This window comes from Citrobacter telavivensis, assembly GCF_041807075.1.
GTDB classification, from domain to species: domain Bacteria; phylum Pseudomonadota; class Gammaproteobacteria; order Enterobacterales; family Enterobacteriaceae; genus Citrobacter_A; species Citrobacter_A telavivensis.
Window position 1 is genome coordinate 719171 of sequence record NZ_JBGUBF010000001.1, and the last position, 19242, is coordinate 738412.

Sequence of the window (19242 nt, forward strand, 5' to 3'; positions counted from 1 at the left end):
CATGAAGAAATTTCCCTGGGCGTGCGTGGCGCTGACCGCATTGTCGTTGTATTCAAGTTCGCTGTTTGCAGCAAACTTTAGCGCCAGTTTTAAAAATACCGATATTCGTGAATTTATCGATACGGTGGGGCGCAATTTAAATAAAACCATCCTGGTGGATCCCTCCGTGCAGGGATCGGTGTCGGTCAGAACCTACAACGTGCTGACGGAGGATGAGTATTACCAGTTCTTTTTAAGCGTGCTGGATCTGTACGGTTTATCGGTGATTCCGATGGATAACGGCATGGTCAAAGTGGTGCGTTCAAGCGTGGCGCGTATGGCAGGCGCACCGGTCGTCGACAGTAATAATCCCGGCAAAGGGGATGAGATCATTACCCGTGTCGTGCGAATGGAAAACGTCCCTGTGCGCGAACTGGCACCCTTGCTCCGTCAGCTCAATGATGCTTCTGGTATCGGTAACGTGGTGCATTTCGAACCGTCGAATGTGCTGCTGTTAACCGGCAAAGCCTCGGTGGTGAACCGACTGGTGGATCTGGTCCAGCGCGTGGATAAAGACGGCGTTCAGCGCCGCGAGATAGTACCGCTGCGTTTTGCCTCCGCGAAGGAACTGTCGGAAATGTTGAATAACCTCAACAACGAAGAGCAGAAAGGACAAAACGCGCCGCAGCTGACCACGAAAGTGGTGGCCGATGATGAAACCAATAGCCTGGTGATCAGCGGTTCGGAAGAGGCGCGAGCGCGCACCCGTTCGCTGATTGGCCAACTGGATCGTGAGCAGAATAACGAAGGGAATACCCGCGTGTTCTACCTCAAATACGCTAACGCCAGCAAAGTGGTACCGGTGCTGACCGGGATTGGCGAACAGTTGAAAGATAAGCCCGGCGCGGCGAAGGGCAAAACGTCGATGGCCGCGTCTGACATGAATATTACCGCCGACGAATCGACTAACTCACTGGTGATCACCGCGCAGCCTAATGTGATGAACTCCCTTGAGAAGGTGATCGATAAGCTGGATATTCGTCGCCCGCAGGTCCTGGTGGAAGCGATTATTGCTGAGGTACAGGACGGTAACGGCCTGGATCTCGGCGTGCAGTGGACCAGCAAACACGGCGGCGTACAGTTTGGTTCGACCGGTATGCCGATTAGCCAGGTTGATAAAACGAAAATTATCGGCAGCTTTACCGGTCTGGCGACCGGCTTTTTCAACGGTGACTTTGGCGGACTGATGACGGCGCTCTCAACCAATGGCAAAAACGACATCCTCTCCACGCCGAGTGTGGTCACACTGGATAACAAAGAGGCGTCGTTTAACGTCGGACAGGATGTGCCGGTACTTTCCGGATCGCAAACCACCAGTGGCGATAACGTCTTTAACTCGGTTGAACGTAAAACGGTGGGGACCAAGCTGAAAATCGTGCCGCAGATTAACGACGGCGACATGATTCACCTCAAGATCGAGCAGGAAGTTTCCAGCGTGGACAACAGCGCGACGGAAGATGCCAGCCTTGGCCCAACCTTCAATACGCGCACCATCAATAACGAAGTGATGGTGCACAGTGGTCAAACCGTGGTACTTGGCGGTCTGATGGAAAACGTGACCAAGCAGTCGGTCTCCAAAGTCCCGCTGTTGGGCGATATTCCGCTGGTGGGGCAGTTGTTCCGTTACACCTCGCAGGATTCCGCGAAACGTAATCTGATGGTCTTTATCCATACGACCGTGCTGCGAGATGACGACAACTACAGCGCGTCATCGAAAGAGCGATATGACCAGATCCGCGCGCGGCAGCAACAGCGCATGGAAGAGAAAAAGCTGGGTATTGTTGAAAATACCGACAACCCGATACTGCCTGCGTTCCCGGGGCAGATCGGCACTGCGCCGGTAAAACCCAGCGCCACCCCCTCCCGTAATCCGTTTAAAGAGTAAGGAGGGACGCTAAGTGGACGAACTGAGTAACGCGCTGTGCAGCAGTAGCTATGCAAAAGATAACGGCATTCTGTTTTACAACGACGAGGTATATGTCCGTAGTGAAACTCCCGCGTTTGCCTTGCTGGAGATGCGTCGGGTTCTGGGACGTTCTTTTGCGCCCGTTACCCTGACGCCTGAAGCCTTTGACGAGATGCTGGCGAAGATCTGGCAGCAAAGCAGCGGTGTCTCCCAGCAACTGGTGGACGACATGGATGCGGACATCGATCTGATGGCGCTAACCGAGGAGATCCCGGACAACGAGGATCTGCTCGATAACGATGAAAACTCGCCGGTGATCCGCCTGATCAACGCCATTCTTGGTGAGGCGGTAAAAGAAGGCGCCTCGGATATTCATATCGAAACGTTTGAGCGGACGCTGAGTATCCGCTTTCGCGTCGATGGCGTGCTGCGACCGGTGCTGCAACCCGCGCGCAAGCTCGCACCGCTGCTGGTGTCGCGTATCAAGGTTATGTCCAGGCTCGATATCGCTGAAAAACGTCTGCCGCAGGATGGTCGCATCTCCCTGCGCATTGGTCGCAAGGCGATCGATGTGCGCGTGTCGACTATTCCCTCGCAGTATGGTGAGCGGGTGGTCATGCGTTTGCTCGATAAAAGCAACCTTAAGCCAGACATCAATAAGCTTGGCCTGATTGATGAAGAACTGGAGAAATTGAAAGGACTGATAGACCGTCCACACGGCATCATCCTGGTGACCGGGCCGACAGGCTCCGGGAAAAGCACCACTCTCTACGCCATTCTCTCGGCGCTCAACGGCCATGAACGCAACATTCTGACCGTCGAGGATCCGATTGAGTACGAGCTCGAAGGGGTGGGGCAAACGCAGGTGAACCCGCGCGTGGACATGACTTTTGCCAGAGGACTGCGCGCCATTTTGCGTCAGGACCCGGACGTGGTGATGATTGGCGAAATTCGCGACGGGGAAACGGCGCAAATTGCGGTGCAGGCATCGCTCACGGGTCACCTGGTGATGTCCACGCTGCACACCAACAGCGCCGCCGGGGCCATTACCCGCCTGCGCGATATGGGGCTGGAGTCGTTTTTAATTGGCTCATCATTGCTCGGCGTTATAGCCCAGCGTCTGGTGCGCCGGCTGTGCTCTCACTGCCGTACCACCAGTCCGCTGGGGGACAATGAAAAAGCGCTGTTCAGCTTCATGGACGCGCCGCCAAACGCGATTTATCGTGCGGTGGGCTGCGAACATTGCCGTCAGAGCGGTTATCAGGGGCGTGCCGGGATCCATGAATTTCTGGTCGTCGATACCGCCATGCGTCGCGCCATTCACGAAGATAAAGATGAGATGTCCATCGAAACGCAGTTGTTTAAGCAGGCTTACAGCCTGCGCGAAAATGGACTCCTGAAGGTGATTAACGGTGTGACGTCGCTGGAAGAGGTCATGCGCGTCACCGCCGAGCGCGGAGGGGATCAGTAATGGCTTTCTACGCATGGACGGCGACAGATGCAACAGGGAAAACCCGGCGCGGAACGCTGCAGGCTGATGGGCAAAAGCAGGTTCGCCAGATGCTGCGCGAACAAAAGCTGATGCCGAGCAGTATTGCGGAAACCCGCGAGAAGGCGGTGGTGGGACAAGCGAAAACCGGCACAAAACTGTCGACGCCTGTGCTGTCGATGTTTACCCGTCAACTGTCGACGCTGGTTAACGCCGCGCTACCGCTGGAAAGTGCGCTAAAGGCGATATCAAAACAGACGGAAGATAAAAAACTGGCGGCGATGGTGGTGGAAATTCGCGAGAAGGTGGTGGAAGGGCATACGCTATTTGACGCCTTCAGCCAGTTCCCACGCACGTTCGACACGCTCTACTGCACGCTGGTGATGGCGGGGGAAAAGACCGGCCATTTGGGCGGCGTGCTGGAAAAACTGGCAGAGTACAACGAGCAGCGTCAGAAGATGAAAAGCAAGCTGACGCAGGCGATGGTCTATCCGATCACCCTGACCGTGGTGGCGATCGCGGTAATCAGTATTCTGCTGGTGGCGGTGGTGCCGCAGGTGATCGAACAGTTCACCCATATGAAGCAGCAACTGCCAATGACCACCCGTACGTTAATTGCGGTGAGTGATTTTCTGCAAGCTTTCGGGATTTATATTGCGGGCAGCCTGGCGGGAGGCATTATCGGCTTTAAGACGTGGCTTAAAAACGCGAAAAATCGATTTCGCTGGCACCGTTGGCTGGTGAATGCTTCACCTGTCAAAAAGCTGGTCTGCGCTATCAACAGCGCCCGCTATATCCGCACGCTGAGTATTTTGCAGGCGAGCAGCGTCCCGCTGCTGGAAGGGATGTATATCGCCATGGACGGTATCGAAAATCTTTATGCCCGGCAGGTGCTGGAACAGGCGGCGGATACCGTGCGTCAGGGGGCGACATTATATGCGGCGCTGGACCAGGCGAAATTATTTCCACCCACCATGCTATATATGATCGCTTCCGGCGAAGAGAGTGGGGAATTAGGCAATTTAATGGACCGCGCGGCGGAAAATCAGGAATCCGCATTACAGCACCGAATTACATTAACGCTGTCGGTATTTGAGCCGGCACTGGTGGTCTCCATGGCGACAATTGTTTTATTTATCGTGCTGTCGATATTACAACCGCTTCTGCAACTTAATAATATGGTAGGTTAAATTATGGCTATGAAACAAAAACACCTGGCTCGCCAGGCGGGCTTCACGCTGCTCGAATTAATGGTGGTGATTGTTATCCTCGGGGTTCTTGCCAGTATGGTGGTACCCAACTTAATGGGGAATAAAGAAAAAGCGGACCTGCAAAAGGCAACCAGCGATATTGTAGCGCTCGAAGGCTCACTGGATATGTATAAACTGGATAACCACCGTTATCCCACGACTGAGCAGGGCCTGCAGGCGCTGGTTAGCAAACCTGAAATCGCGCCAATTCCAAACGGCTACCGCGCAGATGGCTATATTCGTCGCTTGCCGCAGGATCCGTGGGCCAGTGATTATCTGTTAGTCAGTCCCGGCGAGCATGGCGCTGTAGATGTCTTTTCCGCCGGTCCGGACGGTGAAGCGAATACCGCCGATGATATTACTAATTGGTCTCTCGATAAAAAATCGAAATAATGAAAAAACAACGTGGCTTTACGTTGCTGGAAATTATTCTGGCGCTGGTGATATTTGCCAGTTGCGCCATGATGGTGGTGTCAACCATTCCTTCACGCAGCGGTGCGGATATATTTGGCCAGCAATTAAAAGCCCTTGTTGATTATGGTTCTGACCGTGCCGTAATGGACGGAAATATCGTGGGACTGGTGGTCACAACGGACAATTATCAACTGGTGACGCTGGACGATAAAAATGGCGAGCGTCACTGGGCGCCTTTATCCGCAGGTCGTATTACCACGCAAGGCGATTTTCCTGAAGATATGCATGTTTCGCTTGCGCCGCAACGCCTGGCCGCCAGGGTGGATGCCGAACCCCAGGTCGTCTTTTTACCGGACGGCGAAATCAGTCGATTCACGCTGACGCTGCAAAGTGACGACAAGCAGCACCATTTTCGCGTGGTGTCGCAAGGGGCGGCCCCCGTGTCGGTAGAGAACGATGAATAACGACAAGAAAAAACAAAAAGGGATGACGTTGCTGGAGGTGATGGTGGCATTGGTCATCTTCTCCACCGCCGCGCTGGCGCTGATGAACTCGGTCACCCTCAACGTGCGTTTCACCCATGGTCTTGCCGATACGCTACAGGCCAGTTGGGTGGCAGAAAACCAGTTAGTGGAAGCACAGTTGAGCAAAAGTGATTTTCCAGACGCGCAAGAGCATGGGACGGAGATGATGGGCGGGCGCGACTGGAACTGGCGCAAACAACGGGTAAAGACGGCGGATAACGGCTGGGCTAACGCGATACGGGTCTATGCGGAAGGCGACGAGAGCCAGCCGGTCATTACGTTGCAGATTATTCCGCCAGGAGAAAGCCAGTGAAAAACAGACAACGCCAGCGCGGATTTACTCTGCTGGAGGTCATGATTGCGCTGACCATTTTTGCGGTGATCAGCACCCTGGCCTGGCAAATTCTGGACGGGGCGATGCGGACCAGTTCTGCGACGGAGTCCAGTACGGCGAAGCTTAATCAGCTTCAGCGTGCCTGGAGCCTGATGGAGCGCGATTTCTTTCAGCTTCAGGCGCGTGCGCCGCGTAATGAGCCAGACGTATTCCGCCAGGATGACGATGCCATTGTACTGACCACGCTGAATGGCGTGAGCGGTTCAGTGCAACTGGAGCGCGTACGCTGGCGGCTGGATGCGGGGCATTTGTATCGCGATGTCTGGCCAGCCATTGATAGCCCGGTGGGCGTCAAGCCAGAAGCCGTGCCGATCGTCAGCGAAGTGAAATCAGCGGAATGGCGTTTTTACAGGAAAGGCTGGCAAAAAAGCTGGAGTGATTCTGCGCACCAGCCGGACGGCGTGGAACTGACGCTAACCATGAAAGAGGGGGAGACCTGGCGCTGGGTGTTTATGACGCCGGGCGATCTGCCGGATGCAGCCGTGGTCGCGCCGAAAGACAATGCCGACGCGTCAGCCTCGAAAGACAACGCAGATATGCCAGCATCGGCGGCAGACGCCGCGCCCGCTGTACAGACGACACCGCAGCCTGCGCCGGAAGGTAAATGATGAGCACATTGCGCAAACAAAAAGGCGTGGCCCTGCTGGTGGTGTTGATCCTGCTGGTCATGATGTCGGCGCTGGCGGCCAAAATTAGCCAGCAGTTCTGCCGTAACCTGCAGAAAACCCACTATCAGGTGAGCCAACAGCAGTTGCGCTGGGCGGTACAGGCGCAGGAAAAGGTGGTGAAGGACAGGCTACAGTCCGACGCCAGCGGCGAAAGCAAAGCGCTGGCTCTTGATGGCGACTGGCATCAACCGCTGGAAACCCGTGGAGAAGATTATACGGTAGTGAGCCAGGTGGAAGATGCACAAACCTGCTTCAACGTCAATAACCTGCTCACCGAAGAGAAGGAAGCGCAGGGGCAAAATGCCCCAGCGGTGCCGGAAAAACCGCTTAAGGAGCGGATTGTTGAGCAGATTCTGGCCCAGAGCGGCGTCAGTCTGACTACGGCAGAGGAGATCTATTGGCAACTGGTGGACTACCTCGATGGCGACAGCACTACGGCCAAAGAAGGCGCGGAGAGCGATGCCTGGGCTGGCGTGGTGCCGGCCCGCCAGCCCGCCAACCAGATGATGCGTAACATCTCAGAGCTAAAACTGTTGCCGGCGTTCCCGACCATGGCGTATGCAAAAGTGAGCAAGCTACTGTGCGCGTTGCCGGATTCCGCGAGCAAAGTGGACGTCAATACGCTAAGCCCGGAACAGGCGGCCGTTTTGGCGGCGCTGTTTCCTGGAAAACTGACGGAAGATGATGCCGTGCGCATGATTGAGGCGCGGCCTGAAACCGGCTGGGAAAACAGGGAGGCTTTCAGTAAGGCGCTGGAACAAAACTTCCCTCAGATTAAAGACGATTTGCCAGCAGTGGCGGATCAGATATCCATTAATAGTCGCTATTTCCGCGTCAACTATACCGGCAATACCGATGATCTAACGCTGCGCGTGGTCAGTCAGCTTCAGGTAAATCAGGAAGCTGGCGAGATTATCACGTGGCAGCGTCGTTACCGAATGATTGAATAACAAAAGTCGAATGCTATGAAACAGGTGCTTTTTATTCGTCCCGACAGCCGCGAGGACGGGACGTTATGGTGGTGCGAATCGGGAAGCCAGCAGGTGGCAATGCTTGATAACCTGGAAAGGTTGGGGGAGTTGTCGGACCATCCGCTGGCGGCGCGTGTATGTCTGTTGTTGCCAGCCAGCGAGATGATTTTCCGCCACTTCACGCTGCCGAAAAAGATCGCATCAAACGCGACAGCATTCTCGTGGATGGCTGAGGATACGCTGATCGGTGAAGTGGATAACCTCCACTGGACGGTGCTCAATAAGAAAGGGCGCGAGGTGGATGCGGCAGCGATTGACGCCGCGCGTTTACGCCATTGGCTGCGTTGCTTTCACGATGCGGGACTCACGGTGGTCCAGGCGTTGCCGGATGCCTGGCTGTTGCCGATGTCCCAGGGGGGAAGCACGGTAGTCTCCCTCGATGAGAGCTACTGGCTGCGTTTTTCTCCGGCTGCCGCCTGTGAAGTTGACGCGACGCTGCTCCCGTTGTTATTGCAGAAAACCCGTGAGGGTGAAGTGTGTTGCTACGGGGAGATCCCCGATGGCGTGGACGTAGATGAACAGCGGCCGTGGCAACACCCGCTGGTGTTGATTCAGCCGCAATGGCAGACCTGCCGGATTAATTTGCTGCACGGTGAATTCAGTACCCGGGTTGTATCAGGCGGGGCAGTCAAAGGGGTCAGAGCGGCGATGGTGGCGGCCGGCATTCTGTCTCTGAGTTTGCTGTTAGGTCCGCGAATGGCGCTGGCCTGGATGTTGGTACAGGAAGAGAATCACGTCCAACAGGAAATTGTACAAGTCTACCAGCACTACTTCCCGAGCATGCGTCAGATGACCAACCTTAAGTATCACTTTGGTCAGAACTTGAAGAAACAAAATAAAGGCCTCTTCCTGCAACTTGATGAACTGGAAAACGCCAAACGGTCGGCTCCGGAAATGGAAATCTCTTTGCTGGAGTACGATGGCGACCGGGGGGCATTGACGCTGAGTGTCAGCGCAGAAAATCCGCAGGCGCTGCAGGAGTTTGTTAATCGGACGGGAGAGCATTTTGATTTTGCTCTGCAGCCTGTGTCAAAAGAGGCACCCTATACCGCTATGATTACCGGGAAATATAAATGAAAGAGCGAATCGCGCAGCTGAAATCGCGCTATCAGAATTACAGCGACAGGGAAAAAAAAGGGTTAATAATGTGTGCCGCAGTGATGTGCTGCGCTGCCGTTTATTACACTGCCGCTATTCCGCTGGATAATATGATTCAAAGCAGTAAATCAACGCTGACGCGGCAAAGAGAGACGCTGAACTGGATGCGCGGAGAAATTGATAAAAACCATCTTCAGGTACAGCAGGTGAAAACCAATAATCCACGCAGCATTGTGGAAAAGAGCGCGCACGATATTCATTTATCACTGATGGATGTGCGTCAGGACGGGCAGACGTTATCGTTTGTGGTGGAGCGGATCAATATTTATCAATTAAAGAACTGGCTGCGGCAAATGAATATGACCTCCGGTATCCGGCTGGAGAAAATGAGTCTCACATCGGTGGACCATCTGAGTGACGTTAAAGCAAAAATTCTGCTCACCTGGAAAAAAGGGGTATGAATACGTTTGCTCTGCTCCGGGAAAGTTTCCCGCTGGCGGTGACCGGAATGAGTGCGGTTCTGGGGGCGATAATCGGCAGCTTCCTCGGCGTGGTCGCGGAACGTGTGCCGGCAATGATCATGGACGAAAAACCGCGCGGTAATTTGCTGTTTCCTGCGTCGCATTGTCCGGTATGCCAGCATTCACTTCGGGCGTGGGAGAACATCCCAATGGTCAGTTGGCTGGTACTTCGCGGCCGCTGTAGCCAGTGTCAGGCCGCTATTCCGCTACGTTTATTGGTCGTTGAATTTATCACTGCGCTTTTCTTTGGCGCAACGGCCTGGTGGGTGTCAGATGTTCAGGTACTTCTCTCACTCTGGCTGTTAGCGGGCTTTTTATTACCGTTGGCCATGATTGACGCGCAGCATCAGCTGTTGCCCGATTGCCTGACGCAACCGCTGCTGTGGAGTGGATTGCTGGTACACAGCGTCGACCTCGCGTTACCGCTTCATGATGCGCTTTTCGGTGCGGTAGCGGGTTACCTGTCGCTCTGGTTACTCTATTGGGCGTTTCGCTTGATCACCGGGCGTGAAGGTCTGGGCTACGGCGATTTTAAATTACTGGCTGCACTGGGAGCCTGGTGTGGCTGGCAGGCGTTGCCATCGATCGCATTGCTGGCGGCAGTAAGTGGCATTGTCGGTTATTACGTTTTAATTAAATTAAATAAAAATAACCAAACTATTCCTTTTGGTCCCTCACTGGCTTTTGCTGGCGTGATGGTATTTGCTTACCAGGCGCTCACAGTCACATTCTAAATATTGTGGTCAAGTTTTTTTAAAAGTTTTTTTCAGCGGGGAAAAGAAGGAAGAACATTTTCTCTCTCAGTATATTGTAGAAAGAACAGAAGCTATATGGATTTGAGATCTGTATCTTTTTATGGAGGAACGGAACGCACATAAATAATGTTCAGATAGAGATATCTCTTTGCTTTAAATAAAGTCTGTAAAAGATATTCCATGTTTTAAAGGAAGACATGGTTCACAACGTTTACGAATAAATTTATCAGGAAATAAAAATGAATTTTATGAAGCCTAAATATCTGGCGCTCTTTATTGCGGCGGCAACCAGTTCCGCATTCGCGGCTGCGCCAGGTACGCCTTCTATTAGCAGCGGCAATGACAAATTTGCCCTTGTCGAAGTAGACCAGGCGGCGCAGGCGTACAACAACCTCATCAAACTGCATAAAGATGGCGTCGATGTGAAGGTTGAGTGGAATGTCTGGAGTGGCGGCACGGCAACATCAGCGAAAGTTCTGCTGGATGGCACCACCGTCTGGAGTGGCGCGGGCAGCAATGCGGGTTCTGCGACCTTCAAAGTGAAAAAAGGGGGACGCTATCAGGAGCAGGTCGAACTGTGTAACACCAGCGGCTGTACCAAGAGCACCAGCAAGCTGATCATCGTTGCGGACACCGACGGTAGCCATCTGCTGCCGCTGAATGCCGCACTGCGCGAAAACAACAAAACCTTCGCTCAGCACACCGATAAAGTGGTGGGGGCGTATTATCCGGAGTGGGGCGTTTATGACCGTGACTTCCAGGTCGATAAAATTCCTGCGGCTAACCTGAACCATATCCTGTACGGCTTCATTCCGATTTGCGGTGGCGATGGCATCAATGATGGTCTGAAAACCGTTGAGAATGGCAACAGTTTTGCCGCATTGCAACGCGCCTGTGACGGCAGCCAGGACTTTACCGTCGCTATCCACGACCCATGGGCCGCGCTGCAGAAACCGCAATCCGGCGTTTCCAACTGGGACGACCCGTACAAAGGTAACTTTGGTCAGTTGATGGCGCTGAAAAAAGCGCATCCGGATCTGAAAGTTCTGCCTTCCATTGGCGGCTGGACCATGTCCGATCCGTTCTACCATATGGCTGACCCGGCTATTCGTGCGCGCTTTGTTGGCTCAGTGAAAGAGTTCCTGCAAACCTGGAAATTCTTTGACGGTGTCGATATTGACTGGGAATTCCCTGGCGGCGGCGGCGTGACTGAAACCCTGGGCAACCCGCAACAGGATAAAGCCACCTACACTGCGCTGATGCACGATCTCCGCACCATGCTGAATGAACTGAAAGCCGAAACCGGTCGTACCTACGAGCTGACTTCAGCGATTGGTTCCGGTAGCGATAAGATTGAAGACGCGGATTACACCACCGTGCAGCAGTATCTCGATCACATCTTCCTGATGAGCTATGACTTCTACGGCGCGTGGAGCAATACCGAACTGGGCCACCAGGCGGCGCTGAACGCACCGGCAGATCGTCCGGATACCAACTACACCACGGTTAACGGCATTAACGCGCTGCTCGGTCAGGGCGTACAGCCTGGCAAGATTGTCGTCGGCGCGGGCATGTATGGTCGTGGCTGGACCGGTGTCCATGGTCAGACGGGCAATAACCCGTTCACCGGCACCGCAACAGGCGCAGTGAAAGGGACCTGGGAACCGGGTGTTGTTGACTATCGCCAGATTGTTAAAGAATTCAAAGGTAAAGCAGGTTGGGAATCGGGCTACGATGCGGTTGCTGAAGCGCCATACGTCTTCAATAAAACCACCGGCGATCTTATCAGCTACGAAGACGCTCGTTCTACGACTGCAAAAGGCAAATACGTCCTGGCGAACAAACTGGGTGGCTTATTCGCATGGTCTATCGATTCTGATAACGGCGACATTCTGAACGCCATGAATGAAAGTCTGCTGGGTGGCTCTTCGACGCCGGTTGATCCTGTCGTGACTAACCATGCGCCAATCGCTTCCGCGGCCGATCAGAACGTGACGGGTCCGGTCACCGTCACGCTTGATGGTTCTGCATCCAGCGATCCGGATGGCGATGCGATGACTTACAAATGGACCCAGGTTTCTGGCCCAGCCGTGACCATCAGCAACAGCGCCAAAGCGAAAGCGTCCTTTAACGTTGCCGCAGCGACCAGCGACCAGACGATGGTGTTCCGCCTGACCGTGACCGACGCCAAAGGGCTGAAAAACGCGGTTGATGTTCAGATTCTGAACAAAGCGCCGAAAGCAAACCAGGCGCCGGTGGTAAACCAGATGGAAACCATCACTCTGCAAGCTGGCGAAAGCCACTCTCTGCATGCGCAGGCAGCGGATCCCGATGGTGATGCTCTGACCTATACATGGAGTGTTCCAGCGGATATGCAAGCGACCGGTACCAATACCGCGAACGTGAACATCACTGCGCCAGAGGTGAGCTCCGAGTCGACCTACACCCTGAGCGTAATCGTGAGCGATGGTAAAACCAGCGTGCAGTCTAACGTACAGGTTGTGGTAACGCCGAAACCGGCAGACGAAGGCAATACGCCATCTGATGAAGGTAACACCCCATCAGACGAAGGCAATACGCCATCAGATGAAGGTAATACGCCATCTGACGAAGGCACTGCGACCAACAGCTGCGACAAACCGGTTGATGCGAATGCCAGCAAATATGCGGCATGGAGCGCCAGCAAAGTTTACAACAGCGGCAATACCGTCAGCTTCGACAATCTGGTATGGAAAGCGAAATACTGGACGCAGGGTAACCAGCCTGGCTTCGGTGTGGATGCATGGGAACTGGTCAGCAAAGTGAGCATGAACTGGCGTTCTGATGTGGTCTACAACAGCGGTGAAACCACCACGTATCAGGGTTCTGTCTACCGTGCGAAATGGTGGACCCGTGGTGATAAGCCTGGTAACAGCGACGTATGGGTAAAAGAAGGGGCATCAGCAGATTGCAAATAATCTTCTGATCCTGACATTACGGGCGCGATCTTCGCCCGTAATGGCTGACGGCTCTCGACATCGGGAACCGTCAGCCACTCAACAAAATAAATTGATGTGCGCAAGGAGAGAATAAGGAAATAAAGAAGCAGGTGATGAAATGAAACGATTAATCTTGTTGTTGCTGATTGTCAGCCAAAGTGTTTTCGCCAATTGCTGGGATAACGCTGCACATTATTATCACGTCGACCCGTATTTATTATTTGCCATTGCAAAAGTGGAGTCAGGTATGAATCCCCATGCGGTGGGCTGGAATCACGATGGTTCGCGGGATGTTGGCTTGATGCAAATTAACAGTTCTCATTTTGGTGAGTTGCAACGACAAGGGATCGATGAGTCTCGCTTAATGGCAGAACCGTGTACCTCGATTATGGTTGGTGCGTCGATATTGTCGGACATGATTAAGGTGTATGGCTATAACTGGGAAGCGGTGGGGGCTTATAACGCTGGGCTGAAAAAAGAGAATTATTCACAGCGTATGATTTATGCCCGTAAGGTCTGGAATAAATACCAGAAGATAAAACCCTATATTTCGAAAGAATATTGATTTTTGTTTTTTGAAGAGTACCGGGCGGTGTTCTTCAGAAAATGAAAAGAATGGCAATTTCAGGTTTATTTATTAACGGAGTAATACATAAGCCGGGATTGCCTACACCATTGTTCCTAACAAACAGGATTATTTGAGATGACCAAAAGGACATTACTGAGCGTTCTCGTTGCGGGGGCGTGTATCGCCCCGTTTATGGCTCAGGCTAGCACGTTGCAGGCGACCAGCAGCGAACCGTACACCCTGAAAGCCAGCGACCTGGCGAAGAAAGAAAAGGAATTAACCAGCTTTCCGCTGATGGCGTCCGTAAAGGAGACTATCCGTACACTCGATAACGCGCAGGTTGAGTTGATCGAGCCAGGCCGTGCTGCAAATCCGGATAACGTGAAACGCGTTGAAGGTATTGTCAAAGCCAGCGACTGGGAATACCTGTTTCCGATGCGCGCGCAGTCTTACACTTACAGCAACTTCCTGAAAGCCGTGGGTAAATTCCCTGCGCTGTGTAAGACCTATAACGACGGGCGTGATAGTGATGCGATTTGTCGTAAAGAACTGGCAACCATGTTTGCCCACTTTGCGCAGGAAACCGGTGGGCATGAGAGCTGGCGTCCGGAAGCCGAATGGCGTCAGGCCCTGGTTCATGTTCGTGAAATGGGCTGGACTGAAGGTCAGAAGGGCGGTTACAACGGCGAATGTGACCCCAGTATCTGGCAGGGCCAAACCTGGCCGTGCGGTAAAGACAAAGATGGCGATTTCGTGAGCTATTTTGGCCGTGGCGCCAAACAGCTGTCTTACAACTACAATTACGGCCCGTTCTCTGAAGCCATGTTCGGTACGGTCCGCACGCTGCTGGACAAACCGGAGCTGGTGGCAGATACCTGGCTGAACCTTGCGAGTGCGATCTTCTTCTTTGCCTATCCGCAGCCGCCAAAACCCAGCATGCTGCAGGTTATCGACGGCACCTGGAAACCCAACGATCATGACAAAGCCAACGGTCTGGTTTCGGGCTTTGGTGTGACCACCCAGATCATCAACGGTGGCGTAGAGTGCGGCGGTCCGACCGAAATTGCGCAGTCTGAAAACCGTATCAAATACTACAAAGAGTTCGCGAAATACCTGAAAGTTCAGGTTCCGGCAAATGAAGTACTGGGCTGCGCCAACATGAAACAGTTCGACGAGGGTGGCTCAGGCGCGCTGAAGATTTACTGGGAGCAGGATTGGGGATGGAGCGCGGATACGCCAAGCGGTGCGACCTATTCTTGCCAACTGGTGGGCTATCAGACGCCATTCAGTGCATTCAAAGAGGGTGACTACAGCAAATGCGTGCAGAAATTCTTTGATGTGAAGATCGTCAACGATGATGGTTCCGCCACAACGCCTGATGAAGAGCCCGTTACGCCAACGCCAACGCCATCTGACGATGAGACGCCGGCACCAACGCCGACGCCGACTCCGGATGAAACGCCAGAGGAACCTGCTACCGTTAATCATGCGCCAGTAGCACAGATTGCCGGTCCGATTGGCGCTGTCGAAGCGGGCGCGAAAGTGTCTCTGAGCGCGGAAGGGTCGACTGACGAAGACGGTAACACACTGATCTACACCTGGCGTTCCCAGGATGGTCAGACCGTCACGGGTAAGGACAAAGCCGTTGTGACGTTCAACGCGCCGGAATCTGCAACCGCTCAGCAGTATGAAGTAAGCCTGACCGTAAGTGACGGCGAACTGAGCACCACCACCTCTTACCTGCTGAACGTGAAGGCGAAAGCGGCGTCTCAGGATGGCGGTACCTCCGGTACTTACCCTGCCTGGACCACTAAGTCCAAGTACAAGGCAGGAGATATCGTGAATAACCGCGGTAAACTGTTCCAGTGCAAACCGTTCCCGTACAGCGGCTGGTGTAACAACTCGCCGCAGTACTATGAACCGGGTGCGGGTCTGGCCTGGTCCGACGCCTGGTCGGCGCTGTAATAGCAAAACGGCAACCTTCGGGTTGCCGTTTTTACGTATTTATTGGCTCGTTGCCTTAGCGATGCAGTTTTCCGTGGTCGCGTAGCCACGCGGCGGTTTGCACAATGCCTTCATCCAGCGTCACCCTCGGCTTATATCCCAGTTCCTCTTCGGCGCGACTGATATCCAGCGTAAAGTCGAAATTCAGCTTCGACACCCCATAGTGGGTTAACGCCGGCTCTTTGGCTGACTTATTACCAAAGTGCTCCAGGCTGCGAGCGATCATATCCAGCATCGGGTAGGGCACAGAACGGATCCGGCAGTGGATGTTCAGTTCATCAATCAGTTTTTGCACGATACTGCGCAGGGTTCTGGGCTCACCGTTGGTGATGTTGTACACCCGACCCGAAGGCAGGGTGTCGCACAGTGTCTGACTCGCCAGCCACATAGCGTGGACAGCGTTCTCATAATAGGTCATATCAACCATCGCGCTGCCGCCATGCGGCAACAGCACGCTGCCGTAGTGGTGCATCATGTGCGCCAGACGGGGGATAAACACTTTGTCATGCGGACCAAACAGGCTCTGCGGGCGTAGCACCGTAAACCGCGTCTGCGGATTGGCCTGGGCCAGCAGGCTGATGACCTCTTCTCCGGCGGCTTTGCTGCGGGCAAACTCGTTAGCAAAACGATGCGGGCGAAAATCTTCTTTGATATCGCGATGATGGTGATAATCGAAGTAAAGCGACGGGGAGGAGATATGGATAAAGTTACGCACACCCCATGCGACGGCCCATTCGCCAAGACGGCGGGTCGCACGAACGTTTGCCAGATCAAAGGCTTCCTGGGTTCCCCAGGGGGAGGTGAAACTTGAGCAGTGCCACAGCGTATCAATGCCCGCAAGCATGACTTTCGCCTGCGAAGAGACCAGCTCGGTCAGATCCGCATGCACAAACTCCGCGCCCATTTTCTCGAGCAGTTTACCCATCGCTTCGTTGCGACCGGTCGCTCTGACGCTGATGCCTTTGTTGCGCAAAAACTCAACCGCGTTTCGTCCTAAGCCGCTGGTTGCGCCGGTAACCAGTACCTTCATATCAGTCCACTGTGTTTAATAAAACGTCGTGCGCATTCTTCCGTGAATTACGTCGGTATGCAATGGGAAACGTGAAACAATACAGTAAGTTTTTACGATTTATCTGTGATTTGTTCTGCAAGTCTGGCAATTTTTTTTGCCATCCCCCGGAAAATAAACAGGTGCGCCGGGATCATCAGCAGCCAGTAGAATAGCCCCGGCATACCATGCGGATGCCACCAGGCGCGGACGTCAATCTCGCGATGGTCACCTTTATCTTCAAGGGTAAAACTTAACCGTCCCAGCCCCGGCGCCTTCATGCCAAACAGCAGCGTGAGCTGTTTTTCCGGCTCGACGATAATCACTTTCCAACTGTCTACGGCATCGCCCGGTTGAAGCAGTTCATGTTCAGGACGACCTTTTGCCAGCCGATGACCGACTAACAGATCCAGCGCCGCGCGGATCTTCCACAAGGCATTGCCGAAGAAATAGCCCTCTTTGCCGCCCAGACGGTTCACGACTCGCCACAATGCCGACAAGCTGGCGTGCGTCTTCACGGTAAATCCGGCCTGTTTGGCGAAAAAACCATATTCAGGTCGCCAGCGGGCAAACGCCTGTGCGTCATAGCCCCAGTCGCTGGAATTCACCAGTTTCTCTTCTTCCTTTAGCGTGCTGCGTACGGCGTCGTCAAAGGCGATAAGCTTCTGGGGTATCAATGCCCGTAGCTCGCTGTCATCGGCCAGCAGGTCGTGTCTGAGGCCCTGTATCAACGCTTTCGCGGTGGTCGGCGGCACCGAGGTGATGACGTTCAGGAACCAGACTGAAATCCAACTGGTCGGAAAGGGGATGGGGATAAGCCAGCGATGCTTGCCGCTCACCGTCATGAAATGTTCGAACTGCTCCTGGTAGCTGAGCACCTGCGGCCCGGCGGCTTCGAGGATCCGATGCGTCGAGGAAGGGTGCTCCAGCAGCGCCACCAGATAGTACAGCAGATTTTCCAGAGCAATGGGCGTGGTGCGCGAACGAACCCAGCGCGGCGGGGTCAGTATCGGCAGGTTGTAGACCATGTCGCGCATCACTTCAAAAGCGGCGGAACCGGCACCGACGATAATCCCGGCGCGCAGTTCCGTCATCGGCACGCCAGATTCACGCAGGGTATCGGCGGTTATCTGCCGGGCCCGCAGATGGTCGGACTGCTCGTGCTCCGGTGCCTGCAGGGAGCTAAGAAAAATCAACTGCCCGACCGGCGTTTCCCGCAGGGCGTCACGTACGTTAAGCGCGACCTGACGTTCATGGGCGATAAAATCGCCGCCTTCTCCCATACCATGCACCAGATAGTAGACGGTATCGACATTTGTCAGTAGAGAAGAAAGATGCGTCGGCCAGTTCAGGTCGACCTTATGACAGCTGACGTTGGGCAACTGTTGTTTTTCCAGTCGCTCAATGCGACGTGCCGCCGCCAGCACCTGGTGTCCTTGCTGGCTGAGCGCCTGCACCAGATGCTGACCAATGTAACCACTGGCGCCAAGAACCACTATGCGTTGCGGCACATCTCTCTCCTTAACGATTCAGGAACGTGCGCCAGTGGGCGACAACATCGGCAAGCTGTTCCCGTGAGACGTCCAGATGGGTCACAAGACGGACAATCGGCGACGCGTTGATCAGCACGCCATGTGCCTTCATGTGCTCGCCCAGGGCCGCCGCGTTGGCTTCACCCACGCGGACAAACAGCATGTTGGTGTCGTGGCGCATCACGTCCGCCCCGGCTTCCCGCAGTTGTTCTGCCAGCCAGGCCGCGTTGTCATGATCGTCCTGCAGACGGGCAACGTTATTTTTCAGGGCATACAGTCCGGCCGCCGCCAGGATACCGGCCTGACGCATGCCGCCGCCGGTCATTTTGCGCCAGCGCGTGGCGCGCTTGATATAATCGCGGCTGCCGACCAGTAACGATCCCACCGGCGTTCCCAGCCCTTTTGACAGGCAGATGGTAAAGGAGTCGCAATACTGAGCGACGTCTTTGAGTTCACACCCGTAGGCCACGACGGCATTAAAAATACGCGCGCCGTCAACGTGCAGCGCCAGACCGCGCTCACGGGTAAACTCCCACGCCTCGCGCAGGTACTCACGCGGCAGCACTTTGCCGTTGTGTGTATTTTCCAGGCTCAGCAGGCGGGTACGGGCAAAATGGATGTCATCGGCCTTAATTTTAGCGGCGACTTTATCCAGCGGCAGCGTACCATCGCCCGCGGCGTCAATGGGCTGCGGTTGAATGCTGCCGAGCACCGCCGCGCCACCGGCTTCATACAGATAGTTATGTGCCCCCTGACCGGCGATATACTCTTCGCCGCGCTCGCAGTGGCTGAGTAGCGCCACGAGGTTGGCCTGGGTGCCGGTGGGTAAAAATAACGCCGCTTCTTTACCAGAAAGGTCAGCGGCGTATTGCTGGAGCGCGTTAACGGTAGGGTCATCTCCGTACACGTCGTCTCCGACCGGGGCGGCCATCATTTCTTCGAGCATGGCGCGACCCGGACGGGTGACGGTATCACTGCGTAGATCTATCATTGCACATCCCTATTGTTTGAAAGGCGATGTGC

The 19242-nt window shown here is 54.3% G+C and carries 17 protein-coding genes; 14 read left to right on the forward strand and 3 right to left on the reverse strand.

Annotated features, from left to right (window positions below; all coding sequences use genetic code 11):
• Position 1: 1 nt before the first annotated feature.
• The 14 genes from gspD (at position 2) to ACERJC_RS03480 (ending at position 15600) form a co-directional block, all read left to right on the forward strand.
• Positions 2-1924 (forward strand): type II secretion system secretin GspD, encoded by a 1923-nt coding sequence (gene gspD, locus ACERJC_RS03415; protein WP_373671033.1) that lies wholly within the window; start codon positions 2-4, stop codon positions 1922-1924.
• 13 nt (positions 1925-1937) lie between these two features.
• Positions 1938-3416 carry a type II secretion system ATPase GspE gene (gene gspE / locus ACERJC_RS03420; protein WP_373671034.1) on the forward strand — a complete coding sequence of 493 codons (1479 nt, stop codon included), beginning with the start codon at positions 1938-1940 and terminating at the stop codon, positions 3414-3416.
• Positions 3416-4624, forward strand: coding sequence for a type II secretion system inner membrane protein GspF (gene gspF / locus ACERJC_RS03425; protein WP_286632822.1), 1209 nt, complete (start codon positions 3416-3418; stop codon positions 4622-4624). Before gspE ends, gspF begins: the two co-directional genes overlap by 1 nt.
• 3 nt (positions 4625-4627) lie before the next feature.
• Positions 4628-5077, forward strand: a complete 450-nt coding sequence (gene gspG, locus ACERJC_RS03430; protein WP_286632821.1) for a type II secretion system major pseudopilin GspG — start codon at positions 4628-4630, stop codon at positions 5075-5077.
• Positions 5077-5562, forward strand: a complete 486-nt coding sequence (gene gspH / locus ACERJC_RS03435) for a type II secretion system minor pseudopilin GspH (protein ID WP_373671035.1) — start codon at positions 5077-5079, stop codon at positions 5560-5562. The genes gspG and gspH overlap by 1 nt, the downstream gene beginning before the upstream one ends.
• On the forward strand, positions 5555-5935 hold the full coding sequence (gspI, locus tag ACERJC_RS03440) for a type II secretion system minor pseudopilin GspI (RefSeq protein ID WP_373671036.1): 381 nt from the start codon (positions 5555-5557) through the stop codon (positions 5933-5935). The genes gspH and gspI overlap by 8 nt, the downstream gene beginning before the upstream one ends.
• Positions 5932-6624 carry a type II secretion system minor pseudopilin GspJ gene (gene gspJ, locus ACERJC_RS03445; RefSeq protein ID WP_373671037.1) on the forward strand — a complete coding sequence of 231 codons (693 nt, stop codon included), beginning with the start codon at positions 5932-5934 and terminating at the stop codon, positions 6622-6624. Before gspI ends, gspJ begins: the two co-directional genes overlap by 4 nt.
• A complete protein-coding gene (gspK, locus tag ACERJC_RS03450; protein WP_373671673.1) occupies positions 6624-7634 on the forward strand; it encodes a type II secretion system minor pseudopilin GspK in 1011 nt (336 codons plus the stop codon). The genes gspJ and gspK overlap by 1 nt, the downstream gene beginning before the upstream one ends.
• 15 nt (positions 7635-7649) lie before the next feature.
• A complete protein-coding gene (gene gspL, locus ACERJC_RS03455; protein WP_373671038.1) occupies positions 7650-8792 on the forward strand; it encodes a type II secretion system protein GspL in 1143 nt (380 codons plus the stop codon).
• Positions 8789-9274: a type II secretion system protein M gene (locus ACERJC_RS03460; protein ID WP_373671039.1), complete on the forward strand. Its 486-nt coding sequence runs from the start codon at positions 8789-8791 to the stop codon at positions 9272-9274. The genes gspL and ACERJC_RS03460 overlap by 4 nt, the downstream gene beginning before the upstream one ends.
• Complete coding sequence (locus tag ACERJC_RS03465) at positions 9271-10068, forward strand: prepilin peptidase (RefSeq protein ID WP_373671040.1); 798 nt, start codon at positions 9271-9273, stop codon at positions 10066-10068. The genes ACERJC_RS03460 and ACERJC_RS03465 overlap by 4 nt, the downstream gene beginning before the upstream one ends.
• Positions 10069-10328: 260 nt before the next feature.
• On the forward strand, positions 10329-13046 hold the full coding sequence (locus ACERJC_RS03470) for a glycosyl hydrolase family 18 protein (RefSeq protein ID WP_373671041.1): 2718 nt from the start codon (positions 10329-10331) through the stop codon (positions 13044-13046).
• Positions 13047-13185: 139 nt separating this feature from the next.
• A complete protein-coding gene (iagB, locus tag ACERJC_RS03475) occupies positions 13186-13632 on the forward strand; it encodes a type III secretion system invasion protein IagB (protein WP_178824667.1) in 447 nt (148 codons plus the stop codon).
• Between the two features lie 138 nt (positions 13633-13770).
• A complete protein-coding gene (locus ACERJC_RS03480) occupies positions 13771-15600 on the forward strand; it encodes a glycoside hydrolase family 19 protein (RefSeq protein WP_373671042.1) in 1830 nt (609 codons plus the stop codon).
• Positions 15601-15655: 55 nt separating this feature from the next.
• Here ACERJC_RS03480 and ACERJC_RS03485 read toward each other — a convergent pair whose 3' ends face one another.
• The 3 genes from ACERJC_RS03485 to ltaE form a co-directional block, all read right to left on the reverse strand.
• Positions 15656-16669, reverse strand: coding sequence for a 3-beta-hydroxysteroid dehydrogenase (locus tag ACERJC_RS03485; RefSeq protein WP_152405293.1), 1014 nt, complete (start codon positions 16667-16669; stop codon positions 15656-15658).
• A gap of 92 nt (positions 16670-16761) precedes the next feature.
• Positions 16762-18198 carry an SDR family oxidoreductase gene (locus ACERJC_RS03490; RefSeq protein ID WP_373671043.1) on the reverse strand — a complete coding sequence of 479 codons (1437 nt, stop codon included), beginning with the start codon at positions 18196-18198 and terminating at the stop codon, positions 16762-16764.
• Between the two features lie 10 nt (positions 18199-18208).
• Entirely contained in the window at positions 18209-19210 is a 1002-nt protein-coding gene (gene ltaE, locus ACERJC_RS03495; RefSeq protein WP_371895615.1) for a low-specificity L-threonine aldolase, read from the reverse strand.
• Between the last annotated feature and the right edge of the window lie 32 nt (positions 19211-19242).